This window comes from Shewanella sp. 30m-14, assembly GCF_052977125.1.
This window is the reverse complement of sequence record NZ_JBRILW010000032.1, coordinates 14,985-31,457: the sequence shown is the minus strand read 5'-3', so window position 1 is coordinate 31,457 and position 16,473 is coordinate 14,985. Positions and strand designations below refer to the sequence as shown.

General features: G+C 44.3%; 14 protein-coding genes. 3 read left to right on the top strand and 11 right to left on the bottom strand.

The window, feature by feature from the left end:
• Positions 1–69: 69 nt before the first annotated feature.
• The 3 genes from ACVBIU_RS18385 to ACVBIU_RS18375 are packed head-to-tail and all read right to left on the bottom strand — an operon-like array spanning position 70 to position 2,273.
• Positions 70–807 (bottom strand): TIGR04219 family outer membrane beta-barrel protein, encoded by a 738-nt coding sequence (locus tag ACVBIU_RS18385; RefSeq protein WP_447159598.1) that lies wholly within the window; start codon positions 805–807, stop codon positions 70–72.
• A gap of 2 nt (positions 808–809) precedes the next feature.
• Positions 810–1,781, bottom strand: a complete 972-nt coding sequence (locus ACVBIU_RS18380; protein WP_447159599.1) for a DUF2333 family protein — start codon at positions 1,779–1,781, stop codon at positions 810–812.
• Between the two features lie 12 nt (positions 1,782–1,793).
• Complete coding sequence (locus ACVBIU_RS18375) at positions 1,794–2,273, bottom strand: copper chaperone PCu(A)C (RefSeq protein WP_447164496.1); 480 nt, start codon at positions 2,271–2,273, stop codon at positions 1,794–1,796.
• Between the two features lie 33 nt (positions 2,274–2,306).
• Between ACVBIU_RS18375 and ACVBIU_RS18370 the strand changes: the two genes are divergently transcribed.
• Positions 2,307–3,044 carry an enoyl-CoA hydratase-related protein gene (locus ACVBIU_RS18370; protein WP_447159601.1) on the top strand — a complete coding sequence of 246 codons (738 nt, stop codon included), beginning with the start codon at positions 2,307–2,309 and terminating at the stop codon, positions 3,042–3,044.
• 228 nt (positions 3,045–3,272) lie between these two features.
• Here ACVBIU_RS18370 and ACVBIU_RS18365 read toward each other — a convergent pair whose 3' ends face one another.
• The 5 genes from ACVBIU_RS18365 to ACVBIU_RS18345 all read right to left on the bottom strand — a co-directional run bounded on the left by ACVBIU_RS18365 (position 3,273) and on the right by ACVBIU_RS18345 (position 7,295).
• A complete protein-coding gene (locus ACVBIU_RS18365; RefSeq protein WP_447159602.1) occupies positions 3,273–3,473 on the bottom strand; it encodes a PspC domain-containing protein in 201 nt (66 codons plus the stop codon).
• A 128-nt stretch (positions 3,474–3,601) separates the two neighbouring features.
• Positions 3,602–3,910 carry a hypothetical protein gene (locus tag ACVBIU_RS18360; RefSeq protein ID WP_447164497.1) on the bottom strand — a complete coding sequence of 103 codons (309 nt, stop codon included), beginning with the start codon at positions 3,908–3,910 and terminating at the stop codon, positions 3,602–3,604.
• A gap of 260 nt (positions 3,911–4,170) precedes the next feature.
• Entirely contained in the window at positions 4,171–5,157 is a 987-nt protein-coding gene (dusA, locus tag ACVBIU_RS18355) for a tRNA dihydrouridine(20/20a) synthase DusA (RefSeq protein WP_447159604.1), read from the bottom strand.
• 226 nt (positions 5,158–5,383) lie between these two features.
• Positions 5,384–6,334, bottom strand: coding sequence for a LysR family transcriptional regulator (locus ACVBIU_RS18350; protein ID WP_447164498.1), 951 nt, complete (start codon positions 6,332–6,334; stop codon positions 5,384–5,386).
• Positions 6,318–7,295, bottom strand: a complete 978-nt coding sequence (locus ACVBIU_RS18345) for a LysR substrate-binding domain-containing protein (RefSeq protein WP_447164499.1) — start codon at positions 7,293–7,295, stop codon at positions 6,318–6,320. The genes ACVBIU_RS18350 and ACVBIU_RS18345 overlap by 17 nt, the downstream gene beginning before the upstream one ends.
• A gap of 426 nt (positions 7,296–7,721) precedes the next feature.
• On the opposite strand from ACVBIU_RS18345, the gene ACVBIU_RS18340 reads away from it, so the two are divergent.
• Positions 7,722–9,902, top strand: a complete 2,181-nt coding sequence (locus ACVBIU_RS18340) for an OmcA/MtrC family decaheme c-type cytochrome (protein WP_447164500.1) — start codon at positions 7,722–7,724, stop codon at positions 9,900–9,902.
• Between the two features lie 148 nt (positions 9,903–10,050).
• On the opposite strand, the gene ACVBIU_RS18335 is transcribed toward ACVBIU_RS18340, so the two are convergent.
• From ACVBIU_RS18335 to dnaB, 3 genes are all read right to left on the bottom strand, one after another.
• Positions 10,051–11,376, bottom strand: a complete 1,326-nt coding sequence (locus ACVBIU_RS18335; protein WP_447164501.1) for a hypothetical protein — start codon at positions 11,374–11,376, stop codon at positions 10,051–10,053.
• A gap of 69 nt (positions 11,377–11,445) precedes the next feature.
• The gene (gene alr, locus ACVBIU_RS18330) at positions 11,446–12,522 is read right to left on the bottom strand and encodes an alanine racemase (protein WP_447164502.1); all 1,077 of its coding nucleotides are present in this window, start codon (positions 12,520–12,522) and stop codon (positions 11,446–11,448) included.
• 93 nt (positions 12,523–12,615) lie between these two features.
• On the bottom strand, positions 12,616–14,022 hold the full coding sequence (gene dnaB / locus ACVBIU_RS18325; protein WP_447159609.1) for a replicative DNA helicase: 1,407 nt from the start codon (positions 14,020–14,022) through the stop codon (positions 12,616–12,618).
• Between the two features lie 123 nt (positions 14,023–14,145).
• Between dnaB and ACVBIU_RS18320 the strand changes: the two genes are divergently transcribed.
• Positions 14,146–16,365 carry a S46 family peptidase gene (locus ACVBIU_RS18320; protein WP_447164503.1) on the top strand — a complete coding sequence of 740 codons (2,220 nt, stop codon included), beginning with the start codon at positions 14,146–14,148 and terminating at the stop codon, positions 16,363–16,365.
• Positions 16,366–16,473: the final 108 nt, after the last annotated feature.

Here is a 16,473-nt window from a genome sequence, read left to right as displayed (position 1 = left end):
CGGTTTTTTTATGTGCGATTCTTAATAGTGATTAGTATTAAGAATCGCTGGAATTAGAATGCTAAATGATTAGAATACGAGTTCAACACCAGCAAAGTAACCTTTAAACTGCATGTCAGCCGTTACGCCATCGAAACCATTAACGTCAAACTTAAAGTCACGGTAACCGGCGCGAATACGGTAATCTAATGCTGCACCGTCAAAATTCCAGCCAAGGCCGACAGAGTAATCATAAACGCTAGACTCATCAACGCCCATCATTACATCAGCAAAACCATAAAGACCAAGACCTGGAACACCAACCTGCGCGTCGATATAACCCATTACAATGCCGCTATCGATATTTTTAGTTTCAGGGTGACCAGCATCAGATACGCGGAACTTACCGTCCATCTTCTTATAAGCTGCACCTAAATCCAGTGCTACGATATCGTTATCTAAGATCTCGTAGTAAAGCACGAAATCGGTGTTGCTTAAATCAGTGCTAGTATTCACATCACCTTGGAAATCGTGACCGTTATAGCTGAAATCAGCACCGCTCATCTTGCCATCAGCATCTAAGCTATTTTGTCTAATCTTCACATTTGGCACTAACGGAATTGGATGCTCTACAGCAACCCAGATGCTTCCTTGCGAAGAGTCTTTATAATTAAACTCTTGCTGCGGTTGACCCTTCTCAGCAAAAGTTCCATTAGTATCAGCCTTCCAGTAGTCGCCACCGACTTTAAAACCTAAAACAGTAGCAGCCTGAGCTGAAGTGCCCACAAATGAACCTAATAGGGCACATACCAATAACGTCTTTTTCATAGTTAACCTTGAGTCAATAAGTTAGTTAGATCGATAACCGCAGCATTTGCGCGGGAGATGTAGTTTGCCATCACTAAAGAGTGATTAGCGACAACCCCAAATCCAGAACCATTAAGGATCATTGGGCTCCAAACAGGTTGTTGTGTTTCTTCTAGCTCACGAATAATCTGACGCAGACTAACTTGAGCATTTTTCTTTTCTAGTACATCGGCAAAATCGACTTCGATAGCCTTCATGAAATTCAGTAACGCCCAGGTGGCACCACGAGTCTCATAAAAAACGTCATCAATTTCCCACCAGCTGGTTTTGATCTCTTGCGCATCATAGCCAGGTGTAGATTGTCTGGCAGAACTATCGCCTGATAGATCGGTATTTAATCGTTCCTGCCCTACGCTTGCAGACAACCTTTGCGACATACTGCCTAAACGCTTTTGCACCTCTTTAAGCCACTCATTGAGGTTATCGGCGCGAGCATAAAACTGCGCATCAGGATTTTCAGCAGCCGTCATGCGAGCACGATAAAGCTTGAGTAACTTTACAGCGTCACGGTACTCACTCTCAGCACTAGGGACTAACCAACTTGTGTGCTCAATATTCAGTTTTGAATGCGCCGCTAGTAGATCTTTGTCAGCCGTTGATTGTGACTGTGAACGACTAAACTCTTTGCGCATGATCAACGCAAGATCTCGCGTTTGCTCAATGGCTCCAAATTCAAATGCAGGCATGTTATCCATAAAAATAGCAGGAGGAGTCACATCATTTGACAGCCAACCACCAGGCTTATCCAACAAAGCTTCAATAGTCAAAATCAATGCGCTCGTTGTTGCATAACCAATAACATTGTCAACACTCTGCTGGTTATATGCGTTTTGCTCAATCGGTTCAGGCTCAACACTCCACCAGACACTAATCAGATAACCAATCAAAAAAACAACAATAACGGCTGCTAAGACTTTCTTCCATGTCACTTGCATTTGACTTGCTCCTTAGTGGTGATGATGCTGATGAGCACTATCGCTTGGTTTGGCTTGTTTCTTAACGGGTAAGCTAATCTTCTGCTTTGTTCCATCTGCAAATTTAAGCGTCATATCAACGCTAGAATCGATAACTAACGGCGCAACTAATCCCATTAGCATAATATGATTTCCTGATTCAGACAGTTCGAGGCGTCCATGAGAGTCTATGTCAAAGCCATCAACTTGACGCATTTTTATCATGCCATCTTCTTCTATTAGCGTGTGTAATTGCGCTTCTTTAGCAAAGGGAGCATCGACAGCGACTAAGCGAGTCGCATCACCATGATTCTCAATAGTGATATATGCTGCGCTGTTCGGTACGGTTGCAGGCATAGCGCGTACATAGCCATCAACGAGTACCACTTGCGCATAAGTTGTAAACGACAAACAGCTCAAAAGAACAAGGTTAAACAGTTGTTTGAATATTAGCTTCAATGTCTTAAACTCCATGTAAACCCAATTCGTAAAATGAGGATATAACGAATGAGCACGATTCAGGTTAGGGACGATAATGGGGTACGTATTATTACGTTTAATCGTCCGGATAAGCGTAATGCGCTTAACCTACAAATGTATACACAGCTAACAGAATACCTTATCCAAGGTGAGTCGGACAATGAAATTCGAGCCTTTATGTTTCGCGGTCAAGCAGATTGTTTTACTTCCGGTAATGATGTTGCTGACTTTTTACAAAATAGTGGTTTAGGTGCTGAACACCCAGCTTTTCGCTTCCTATTTTGCCTGTTAGAACTTAAAAAACCTGTCGTTGCCGCCGTAACCGGTGCAGCCGTTGGTATAGGAACGACCATGCTACTGCATTGCGATTTAGTTTATGCCGATAACAGCGCTAAATTTCAGCTGCCTTTTGTGCAACTGGCTCTCGTCCCTGAAGCGGGTGCGAGCATGTTACTCCCCCAAGTGGTAGGGCAAGCAAAAGCAAGCGAGCTGTTGATGCTAGGAGAAAGCTTTAATGCCGAACAAGCACTGTCTTATGGATTAATTAACGACATCATCGACAATGAAAGCATTTTTGATTTTGCTTTTAATCGTGCCCAGAAATTAGCGGCCTTGCCGCCTATATCGCTGCAAACAACAAAAAAATTGGTACGCTATAACAAGGATGCTGTACGAATACAGATGGAAAAAGAGCTTATAGAGTTTGAGGCGAGACTTGCAAGTGATGAGGCTAAAGCTCGATTTGCTGCATTTTTAAATCGTTAATCGGTTAAGGTTTAAGATTTATTGCGCTTAGCTTTAATATGTTTAGCTTTAATGCGCTTGCTTCATCCAGTAGATACGGATGCTAATTATCAATGTTAGCATCCGTGTTTCATGGGTATTATCACCGGATAATGACAATGCAGCTGATAACAAATTATGGTGATGCCTTTCGAGGGGGTCAGCACTCTCATTCAATTTTCCTCTTGCTCACTATTTTATACACTGGCATCAACATGGCTTTTCCCATTTTGGTAGCACTAAAGCTAATACAAAATAAGTAAGCAACCCCATAGCTGGATTACAAAATATAGCTACAGCACAGACCACTCGGGTCCACATGCAAGACCAATCAAACTTATCAGCCATTGCCGCTGCCACACCACATACTAATGAACGTGGATCTTTTAATCGATCAACAATATCACCCATAACAAACTCCCTTTTCTACTAATCTTCTAATTTGTGCCACTCTAGTGAACACACTAAACAAGCAAACATAACTAAACTAATCACTGGCAGTAGTAGCAATGCTATAAACTGAGCAAAGAACCACATGATTAATCCTTAATGACAGCACTTGTTACTAACGGCTTATCATTGTTTGTTGCAGTTAACTGCTCATTCACTAATTCATGCTCACTGCCTAAATCGAACATTATTTCAGACATTTGAGATTGGATAGACAGACTTAATTCAGTTTGCGCTTTACTCATCATCTCTTGCATCTGCGAAGAAATATTCTTTTCGATGTTGTTAGCCACATCGGTAATGATTGAGTTTTCAGCCTGAGCAGTGGTGCTTGCCGCTAGAAGTACAGCTGTGAATAGAGAAGCTTTAACAGTTTTCAATACAGTAGAATTAAACATAATGGATTCCTTTTCGAGTTTCACCTAGTTGTATGGTTCTTAATTACGTAAGAGCTAATTACATCGTAACTAATTACATAATAGTTAATTACATAGTAACTAATACAAGCTGTGTGCCAACTTTACAAAAATCAAATAACAATATGTTTTTAAAGGGGAATAACCGTAAAAGGCAGTTTTGTGTGGATGAGTAAAATTCAAACAATAAAAGATATTAGTGAAACTCACCAAGCGCTGGTGAATTTCACTAAATTGAATAATTACAAGCTAACGATGTCGTCCATAGCGGCTCGAGCTTGAGTGATAACCTCAATCCCAGCCCCTTGTTTGTGAGCATTTTCGCTTATATAACGGCGCCATATGCGTGAGCCCACCTCACCTTGGTAAAGACCAATAATATGGCGAGAAATATGGTTAAGGCGACCACCTTGCTTAAGGTGAGCTTCAATATAAGGCAGCAATCTTTCTAACACGTCATCACGGCTAAGTATCGGAGAGTCGATGCCACATAGCTTTTGATCGACTTCAGCTAGCATATATGGGTTTTGGTAAGCTTCACGGCCAACCATAACACCATCGAGATGCTGCAGATGTGTCTGACACTCTTCTAGGGTTTTAACACCACCATTGATACTGAGATTTAACTCAGGATAATCGCGCTTAAGTTGATACACGCGCTCATAATCTAAAGGCGGAATTTCGCGGTTCTCTTTTGGACTCAACCCCTGAAGCCACGCCTTACGAGCGTGAATAATAAATTCTTCACAGCCAGCAGCTTTTACTGTATCGATAAACTGCGTTAAAAACTCATAGCTATCTTGCTCATCAATACCAATACGTGTCTTAACAGTGACTGGAATATCTACCACCTGCTTCATTGCCGACACGCACTCGGCGACAAGTTCTGGCTCAGCCATTAAGCAAGCACCAAAGCGACCATTTTGCACTCTATCCGATGGGCACCCAACGTTAAGGTTAATCTCATCGTAACCACGCTCGGCAGCAAGCTTGGCACAAGCCGCTAGATCTACCGCATTTGAGCCACCCAATTGCAACGCCAACGGATGCTCTTCTTCGTTATAAGCGAGGTAATCGCCTCGTCCATGTAAGATTGCACCAGTCGTTACCATCTCGGTATATAGCAGGGTCTGAGAAGACATCAAACGCGCAAAATAACGATAATGCCTATCTGTCCAATCCAGCATTGGAGCGATTGAAAAGGTACGATTGATTGGTCTAACTGACATAAACTATTTATCCAACTCTATATAATGACTTATCTCACCGGAATCTAAGGGAGTGTCTATTTAGTAAAATACTCGCTCCCTAAACCCGCCGTGATAGATACCAGATTGAACAAGGTTATCAAGCAAGAAAAAGCAGCTGAAATGCAACAATGGCGCATTATAGCACTACATCGCGAGTTATAATAAAGCCCAGCAGCTAATGATTAGTGACTCATGGTTCTAAGCGCTATTTATGCGACGTCACAATATAGGACTCTAGTGTCTGTTGCAGCCACAAGGGAGCAACCACCCTTTTATCAATAGAACGTTTAAGCCATAAATAAACGGTGGGATGAGAAAAGCCTTCCAGTAGATACTTATCCTGGCTGAAATCGATTTTACTCGCATGTAAGCCTTTAATATTTGATAAAAAATCTACAGCCCCCTGCACGCCAATAATCATAAATGCATCGGAATTTAGCAGACTGCTTGCCGCACTGCCTAAGTCTGGCGCGGTAGCATATACCTGCATTGGCTTTCCTTTCGCCTTAGCATAAACCCCTATCGGGGACTTATTGGCAGGAAATGGCATTGTCACCAGCTTAACCATGGGGTAGTCAATCATCTTGTCGATAGTCGGTGCATCCCAAATAGGATGCTCAGCACGCGCAATGAGATGGCCACCCCGATGCTGAATAATCGACTTTGATAATAGCTCTTTTCTCGTTGATGGCTTAAAGCAAATTGCCGCATCGACTTCACCATCTACAAGCTGTTGCTCCGTATTTTCTGACCAAGCAACCGTCGAAATAGTAAAGTTAGGGTTGATACTATGCAGAGCGGCTTCTCTAATCACCTGCTGGGCTAACCCTATTTCTAATTGAGGCACCGTACTAATCACCACGGGGGGCTCTGCCACTGTAATACGACTAATCGCAGCGGTTTCTACCGAGATCGTGCATGAGATCATTTCAGAAAAGCAGGGGTATAAGCTATGAGTCAGCTCTGTAGGCACCAGTTTATTATTCTTGCGGATAAATAATGGATCATCAAATACCTCTCTTAATGCATTTAATGCGCGGCTGACTTTAGGCTGCGATAACCCCAGCGCATTAGCGACATCCTTGGTGCTATTTTTAAGGTAAAGCTGACATAAAATTTCAAGTGCACCAATATTGATACTAGATAACTTTTTCATTATAACCTCCACTTTCTGAGGCCATATTGGTTTGTATATACGCTTGGATCTCGTGGCCAATCCAATCTGGATAAGTCGTATTTTTTCGCATTTGCGTTAAGTAGTAGTGATAGCGACCGCTTCTTTGGTTAATCAACTCGCTAAGGCCGGAGCCGAGTTTCAACCCACCAATATTGCCCCGTTGACATAAAAATTCAATGGAATCTCGATGACATAAAAGTGCTACCGCATTGCTTTGCTCCAGTTGCAGCATTAGATCGGCCAGCAAACAAACCTTTCCCACCACGTCTAAATCCCTTGCACTATCTAAGGCATAACTCTCTAGAGGGTCAATCGCATCATAGTGCTCGTCGCCAGAAAAACTCATATATGGATAATCAAATATGTCCTCCACTTGCAGGAGCTGACCAGAATTCAGTAATGGGTGTTCCCGCCTAGCAACCAGCATATAAGCGTCTGACTTCGCGATTAAACTAGAGGTCAATTGCTCTGTATTATAAGCGCTATAGGTCACAGCGATATCCACATATTGCTGCTTGATAAGTTCAGCAACATTGCTAGTACAAGGCTTAATATGAAACAGATAGCTTTGCCGTTCTTGAGTCGCCCTTTGTTGCAGGTGCCGCAAAAGGCTGAGAGATAATGTGGGCGGACAAGCAATAACCACCTCACGCGTTCTCGTGTCATTACTGCTAACATCTATACTCTCGCACATTTTCGCTAATTCAATCACGCGCTTCATTTTAGGATAGATTTCGTTAGCTAAATCGCTTCTCTCAAACCCTTGCTGCTTACGTATAAATAAGGGCGAATGCAGTGAATGCCTTAATGACTTTAAACTTCGACTGACTTTGGAGCTAGAAACACCTAAGGTTTGGCTAACCGTCGTGGCATTGAGTGATTCATACAATAGTACAAACACTTGAATATCAAATAAGTTATTAGCGTTTAGCTTGTTCATTTACCCTCAAATCAATCTCTTAGATTTACGTCCTAGATCCATTATTAATTAATCTAAACCAATCATTAACGCTTAGGTATACACTCCATCCATATTCGCGACACCAATATTAGTTAATACTCAATTTTGTGACCTAAGTTTAAAATTTCACACCCCGTGTAAGCCTCAAATTCTAGATTTGCAATATGTGAATTTTACACTTTCACATTTCAACATTCAGAGTAAACAACCAATTAACAACCCAAGAGCAAAATCAAACACCAAAAACCAAACAACAAGGTAGTAGTAAAACCCAACTCAAAACCATCAAGCAGATTTAAAGACCAACACCACCCAAGCTAACTAAGTGATCAACTTCATATCAAATTACCACCCATAGCAATAACATTTTAGCAACCAAGAGTGGTTACCTTTAAGGAACGTATGATGATGATAACGAAAAGAAAAGCATCGTTAGCTCTATTGATTAGCTCTGCATTGCTAATCTCTGGCTGTTCAGATGGTGAAGACGGTAAGAATGGTGAAGATGGGGCACCTGGTGGCGGCGGAGAGCCGGGCACGTCAGGGCTGCATATCGACATGGCTGCAGATGCCATCGCCACAATCAATAACGCAAATTATTCCGACGGTATTATTAGCGTCGATTTTGAACTTGAAAACCAACAAGGTGTTGGCCTTTACGGCCTCAGTGCTGATAATCAATTTCATGATTTCCGCTTCTCTCTTGCCCAGCTTAAAACCAATGATGGCTCTGATCTTAAACAGTGGATCTCACTGTTAAATGAGACCACAAATGATGCTGGCACCACCTTTGAACAAGGCTTCGAAAAATTAAAGGATTGCGCTGAGTGCTTAGTCGACCATAAAGATGGTACCTATAGCTACACTTTCAATACCAACCTCACAACCGTAACCGATCCAGCAGGCGTAGTATTCGACCCCGCTTTGACTCAACGTATAGCGATTGAAATGCAGTTTGAGTATGACTCAGGCCATGAATTAGCAGAAAATACCCACTATGACTGGCTGCCAGCCACAAATAGTACTGAGGGTGTTGAGACTCGTGAACTGGTCACACTAGAAACGTGTTATACCTGCCATCAGCCAGACAGTTTAAAAGCTCATGGTGGACGCCGTTTAGATATGGAAAACTGTCAGTCATGTCATAACGGCATAGTGTCAGACCCAAATGATGTGTCTGTTGAGCTTGGCCATATGGTGCACGCTATCCATATGGGACCAAATCGTGAAGGCAAAGACGCTGAAGGCAATGTCATCCCTATGCCTTACACCATTGCAGGTTACGGTGGCGATCACGCCTTTGACTACCCTGCATTCCCAACTAAGCCCTTTATGGACTGTGCGACTTGTCACGTGGAAGATGACACGCTTGCAGATAAAGACTTATGGTTAGCCAACGCCAACGCCAACGCGTGTACGGGCTGCCACACCGACTCACCTGCACAACATAAATCAGATAAAAACCCAGAGCTTGTCTGTACAGACTGCCACAGCGCCACTGTACATACCGATCATAAGAAACCTTATGAGGCGGCTGAAAACTACAGTGTTGAAGTCAGTAATGTCAGCATTAGCCCTGCAAACTTGATTGAATTTGACGTAAAAATAATGGATACAGCTGGTGCACTCGTCACTGAAGATGAAGTCTACAAGCAAGGTTATAGCAAGCCTTATATGGTTGTAAGCTGGGATGTAGAGAAAGACTATCCAGATTACAATCAATCTCCATACAGCGAGCGCCGTATCGACTTAAAAGATGATACTAAAGCCACTTGGAATACCGACAACACAGTCAGTGTTGCAGTAACCATGAACTTCCCAAGCGATATTGCTTCTCGCTCTTTAGAGGTTCTACCGGTCCTAAAAGTATGCTTCGAAGAAGGTAGTGAGACCCGCACAGATTGCAGTGCAGATAACGCCTACCCAGCTTATGTACAAACCGATGCTTACCGAGCGGTATTAAGCGATCCTGATGCGGTTGTCGCAGATAGACGATCTATCGTAGACACTGCGACGTGCTTTGGCTGTCACAGCAAAGAGTTCTACCATGATTCAAATGGCGTGAACTGTATTGCTTGTCATACCAATGATAAAAGCCTCAAAGGGAATGGCGAAGCTAGCAATGGCGTCGCACTACTGAAATCAACCAACTTCATGTACAAGGCGCACAAAGCTGAAGGCCATGATAATGGTCACGGTGGAAGTGGCACAATCCTTAAGACAGATTGTACGACTTGTCACTCAGCTGTTGAGGGTTGGGGTGGTCTAGCTTATGGCTTTGAATTAGGCCGTAATGCCGGTCAAGCCCACACAGTTCCTAGCACTCAAAGCCCAGCAGCCGATGAAACGGTTGAGACTTGGTACGCCTCTTCTGATGCCGCTGCATGTATGAGCTGTCACCAGAAATACCTGTCTGATGCTGCCATGTCACATATTAGAAGCAATGGTGGTTACTTCGGTGCCAATAAAGATGCTGACCACATTGTTGATGTGAATGATGCGGGTAATGCTAAGGATGCTAAAGAAGCTTGTGCAACCTGTCATAGCCCACAGAAAGTCATGGAGCATCATGGATTTAGCTTATAGCTTTATCGTGTAAATTCTTATGCAAAAAACTGAGGTGCTAATTAGTCCCTAGCACCTCAATAAGCTCCATCCCTGCAAAAGTCAAAGGCACCTCAAGGTGCCTTTTTTGCATGTTTTGCATATACAGCCAACAAACCTTGCGGCTCGCTTAAAAAGGCTGGTTGACCATGATCCAGAATTGATTCGATTCAGCGCTAAAAGCAAGCTCAGCACGCACCACTATACTTTCAACTTCAAACCGAGCACCAAAGCCTGCAGACCACTTTAAGTCATCATGCAGTGCACTGGCGCTAAAGTCATCACTCACCTGCCCCGCTTCGGCAAATGCCACCCACTGCCACCAAGGCACATCATATAAGTTAAATACAGGCCATTCTTGCAGCGGCTGCCATCTAGGTTGGACGCGATATTCGGCGCTGTAAAGCACAGCTGAACGGCCTGTATAACGCTTACTCGTGTAACCACGCAGACGCTCAAAGCCGCCTAAACTAATACCGGCAAAACTTGGTGGACGATGATAATCACCTTGCAGTTCTGAAGTCCAAGTCGGGGTATCGGCTAAATAAAAGTTAAACGCTAAAATTTGTTGTCCAAACCATTCATTAGAGTCGATTGAAACAAACGCGCTTTGATCTAACTCCCAGGTGGTCCAGCTATTGCGCGAGCCACTACCAAAGTCACGGGTCACCTTAAAGCTGGTTTGCCCCCCCTGGGTGCTGTTTTTCCCGTTATCACGGTTATCCCAATCAAGCTCAACTGCCAGCCCCTTGGCTTCATCAGGCAAAAATTCATAGCCTTCGAGTTCACGGCTATGGGTAAAAGGGCTGAACTTAATACTGGTGACACCGGATTCCAACGGGTTCCAACTCGTTTCACCTCTGGCACGACCTAGACTGCGCACAGCACCTTGACTACCTCGACCAATAGGCAATATATATCTAGCATGAAATTTAGTGAATGCCTCATCACCAAGCGTGATTACCCGCTCAGTATCGCCATAAGGCGCGGCTTGCTCTGGCACGTAATAGACGCCCTCTTTAAAGCGAGCCTGATACGTTTCTAACGAGAATAACCATTGGTCAACAGAGGGGAGCTGAAAGTCATTAAAACGCAGGTAGCTGACCCAGCTGTTGTTAGTGCTATATACACCAATGCCCAATATCGAAGACTGGATCTGCCCAGCGTGTTTGAGGACTCCTGCACCACCAAAAGCGGTACTTAAGCTTTCACTCGAAAACACGAAAGGCACGGCAGCAAACTCAGCATTATAATCAGCTATTGTTTGAGGGCTCTCTTGCTGTGATGAGCCAGGCTTATTCTGCTGTTGGCGTTTTGCCTTTGGTGTAACAGCTTCAATAATTACTGTTTCTTCACCGGATTGGCGTGCACTGCTTTGTTCTGCTGTAGAGGCTGCGATGGCCCAAGGCGACATAAAGCCTAGAGCTGCAATTGTACAGAGTTGATTCGTTTTCAATTTAAGACATCTTCTACTGCAACGGGCATCCAGCCTCAAATTGCAGCATCACATAAGTTGATTATTTGCTCAGTCTAGGCAAACTGCGACTCTTGGAGTCAATTTTGTTACAAGCTCGTAGGCGATAGTCCCTATATGCTCTGCCACCTCCTCTACTGGAAGGTCTTTCCCCCAAAGCACTGCGTTATCACCGACACAATCTTTAGCATCAGCGCCAAGATCCACCGTCAACATATCCATCGAAACACGACCAACAATAGGCGCTAATCGGCCATTAATTAATACTGGCGTACCGACAGGCGCGTTTCGTGGATAGCCATCTCCATAACCGATAGCAACCACGCCTAGCTTAGTATCTTTATCAGCAGTCCAATAACTGCCATAGCCAACTGGCTGCCCGGCTTTATGCTCACGTATGGCTATCAGCTGTGACACCAACTCCATCGCAGGAATAAGCCCATGCTTGGTACCCAGGTCGCCCACAACCGGTGACACACCATACAGTGCAATTCCAGGGCGGATCCAATTGGCCTGGCTTTGTTGCCAAAACAATGCCCCTGCAGAGTTAGCTAGGGTGCGATCGCCAGGTAAGTCTTTGGTTAGTGCATCAAAAGTGGCTAATTGTGCTGCGGTGTAAGGATTATCAGGCTCATCAGCGCAAGCAAAGTGGGTCATCAAGTTAATTGGCTTAGCGATGTTGTCACAGGCTAATAAACGCTGATAAACCTGATGGAACTCGTCAGGTACAAAACCTAAGCGATGCATACCAGAGTCGACTTTCATCCACACTGTGACAGGTTTGCTTAATGTTGCCTGTTCAAGCATTTCGATTTGTGATTCGTGATGAACCACCGTCTCAATATCATGCTCAACTAAGGTGGCTAAATCGGTTGCGCGAAAAAAGCCTTCCAATAATAAAAGCTTAGCTTTAACACCGCCAGCACGAAGCGCTAGGGCTTCTTCAAGACGCGCCAATCCAAAACCATCGGCATTATCTAAACATTGAGCCACGTTAAGTAAGCCATGGCCATAGCCATTAGCCTTAACAACTGCCATCACTTTACTTGACGGGGCAAGTGTATGTAGCCGGGCCAGATTATTCTTTAATGCGTGGCGGCTAATTTCTGCTCGTGGGAATGGTTTCAAAAGTAACCTTGTTCTATCTAATCTAAACATAAGAGCCTCATTGAGGCTCTATTGTAGGCAATCATGGTCGTAAAAGACCTTTATTGACGATAATTAATCTTCTTCGAATTGCGGACCGGCGTAATTATCAAAACGTGAGAATTGACCTTGGAAGGTTAAACGCACACGCCCAATGGGGCCGTTACGTTGCTTACCAATAATGATCTCAGCAGTGCCTTTATCTTCAGAGTCATTGTTATACACTTCATCTCGATAAATAAACATGATCAAATCCGCATCCTGCTCAATCGCGCCCGATTCACGCAAATCCGAGTTAACTGGGCGTTTATCGGCACGTTGCTCCAATGAACGGTTAAGCTGTGACAATGCAACCACTGGAATTTCTAGCTCTTTTGCCAAAGCTTTAAGTGAGCGAGAAATCTCTGAAATCTCTAACGTACGGTTATCTTTAAGCGCCGGAACCTGCATCAACTGCAGGTAATCGATCATGATCATCGACAAGCCGCCATATTCACGTGCGATTCGTCTAGCACGACTTCGAACGTCGGTCGGGGTTAAACCTGAGCCATCATCGATGTACATTTTACCTTGCTCAAGCATGATCCCCATCGTTGAAGACACGCGCGCCCAATCGTCATCATCTAGCTGACCAGTACGGATTTTAGTTTGGTCAACGCGGCCCAGTGACGCCAACATACGCATCATGATCTGTTCTGAAGGCATCTCCAAGCTGAAAATAAGCACGGGTTTGTCTTCGTGCAGTGCAGCTTGCTCACACAAGTTCATCGCGAAAGTGGTTTTACCCATTGATGGACGCGCGGCGACAATAATCAAATCGCCTGACTGAAAGCCAGCCGTCATTTTATCTAAGTCGCCAAAGCCACTCGAAACACCGGTTACACCATTACTTGGGTTATTGTAGAGCTCTTCGATTTTATCAACGGTCTTCTCAAGAATAGCTTTAATGCCTTCAGGACCTTCATTGGCATTGGCGCGCTGCTCAGCAATTTTAAATACTTTGGTTTCAGCTAAATCGAGCAGCTCGCTCGAGTTACGCCCTTCAGGGTTAAACCCCGCATCTGCAATCTCGTTAGCAACTTTGATCATATCGCGAACAACAGCACGCTCACGCACAATGCTGGCGTAAGAAAGAATGTTACCCGCACTTGGGGTATTCTTCGCAATTTCACCTATATAGGCAAAACCACCTACATCTTCGAGTTGGTCTTCAAGTTCTAGCTGCTCAGATACCGTGATCAAATCGATGGGTTGACCCGCGCTGACTAACGATTCCATCGCAGTAAAAATCGTACCATGAGCACGAGAATAGAAATCTTCCTTTACAACAGCTTCAGCCACTCGGTCCCAAGCATCAGAGTCCAACATCAACCCACCGAGAACCGATTGCTCAGCTTCAATTGAATGCGGTGGCATCTTCAGCGCGTCCATCTGAAGATCTCTTGGCTTCTCTTTGCCCTTAAAGGTGCGTTGTTGTGACATTAAATCTCCAAAATTCCAACGTTTAAGCAAAATGTGGTATAAAACTGGGGTCAGGCAAAGCAGGCATTTAACATCTAACGACCTGCAACTAAAAAAACACTATAACAATATTAAGGAAAGCACATGCGCAATGCATTGATTGCCGCCATCGCTCTATCGTCAGGGATGCTGCCATCAGCCGTAGCATTGGCCGATGAAGGACAATGGCAACCCTATCAAATGCCGTCTATCGCCGATAAGCTCAGCGAACGTGGCATCGATATTCCAGCTAAACAGTTAGCGGACTTAACTAGCTACCCAATGAACGCGGTAGTCGGACTGGGCTATTGTACCGCCAGTTTTGTTTCGCCCCAAGGCTTAGTTGTGACAAACCATCATTGCGCCTACAGAGCTATTCAATATAACAGCAAAAAAGAGCATAACTACCTTGCTGATGGCTTTTTAGCGACCAGTAAAGACAAAGAACCAACTGCTGGCCCAAATGAGCGCCTTTATATCACTGAAGCGGTTACCGATGTATCAGCGCGAGTAAAAAAAGATATTGGTGAAGACCCACTTAAGCGCTATGAAAACATCCAAGCTAATCGCAAAGCGTTAATTAAAGAGTGTGAAAGCAATGATAATTATCGCTGCTCAGTGCGAAGTTTCCACAACGGTTTAGAATACTACCTCATTAAACAGCTTATTATTCGTGACGTACGCCTAGTATACGCACCACCAGAAAGCGCTGGGGCATTTGGCGGTGATATCGACAACTACGAGTATCCTCGCCACTCAGCTGATTTTACCTTTTTACGTGCATACGTAGGAAAAGATGGTAAGCCAGCAGCCTTTGCTGAAGACAACGTACCTTATGTGCCAAAAAGCTATTTAAAGGTTAATGCTGACGGCGTTAAAGCGGGTGACGGTGTATTTGTTGCCGGCTACCCAGGCTCAACCAGCCGCTACCGTTTAACTAGCGAACTTAAGTTCGCTAGTGACTGGCTATATCCAACGCTTGCGACTCGCTATCAGCTGCGTATCGATACTATCGAAGCCATGAGCGCTAATGATAAAGACGTTAAAATCAAATATGCAGGCACGCTTGCAGGCATGGCAAACCGCATGAAGAAGTACAACGGTTTGTTAGATGGCTTTAAAGCGACTGACATTGCAGGTATTAAGCAAGGCCGTGAAGATGATTTCAGTGCGTGGCTTGCAAAAGATCCCGAGTATCAATCATTCCAAGCTCAGTTTGATGAGCTCGAAACCTTGTTAGTTGAGCAGCGCTTGCTGCGCCAAGGCCGTTATTACTTTGAAAACGCCCAAAGCAGCACACTGTTGTCGACGGCAAATAAACTATATCGTTTAGCTAAAGAAAAGCAAAAAAGCGATGCCGAGCGTGAAGAAGGTTATCAAGAGCGCGACATGAAGATGTTTAAGGCTCGCCTTAAGCGCTTAGACTCAAGCTTTGCGGTAAGTGTTGATAAGACACTTTGGATGCAAGACTTAGAGGCTTATTTAGCTCAAGACAACCGTGTCGCTCAGCTCGATACCATGCTGAATGAAGGCGATAGCGATGTCAGCCTAAGTGAAAAACTTGATGCACTCTATGCGCTGAGCTCGCTAACCGATAAAGATAAGCGTATTGCCTGGATGGATGCCGACGCAACAGAGTTTGAAACCAGTGCCGACCCGTTTATTCGTCTCGCAGTCGCCCTGTACGCTCAAAACATGCAGGCCGAGAAAGATGCTAAAACATTGGCAGGTAAACTATCAAAAGCTCGCCCTGACTACATGAAGGCTATTATTGCTTATAACAAAGCTAATGGCTGGCCAGTATACCCTGACGCCAACGGTACGCTACGTATCACATACGGTATGGTTGATGGTTACCAATCAACCGATGCGCTTTATAAGCAGCCATTTACACGCTTAGAGGGTATTGTTGCCAAGCATACAGGTGAAGAGCCATTTAATGCGCCAACTAAGCTATTAGAAGCTATTGAAGCAAAGCGTTACGGCACACATGCAGTCGAAACTGTATATCAAGATCCCGCGTCTTGGTTATGCCGCCTATTCTCCTGCTTAGATAAGCCTGAGAGTTTTGGTTCTGTGCCCGTTAACTTCTTATCGAGTGTTGACACCACTGGTGGTAATTCTGGCTCACCGGTATTTAACGGTAAAGGCGAGCTAGTCGGCCTGAACTTTGACTCAACTTATGAAGCGATTACTAAAGACTGGTTCTTTAACCCAACCATCACTCGCGCAGTACATGTCGATATTCGTTATATCCTATGGATGATGGATGAGGTCGATAACGCACAAAACCTGATTGAAGAGTTAGATTTAGTGAACAACTAATCCGGTGCCATTGCACACTTAAAAGGCATATGAGCTACGCTGATATGCCTTTTTTATTTGCACTGCGACTCATGTTCTACCTTCTGCTTTCCTGCTTTCCTGCTTTCC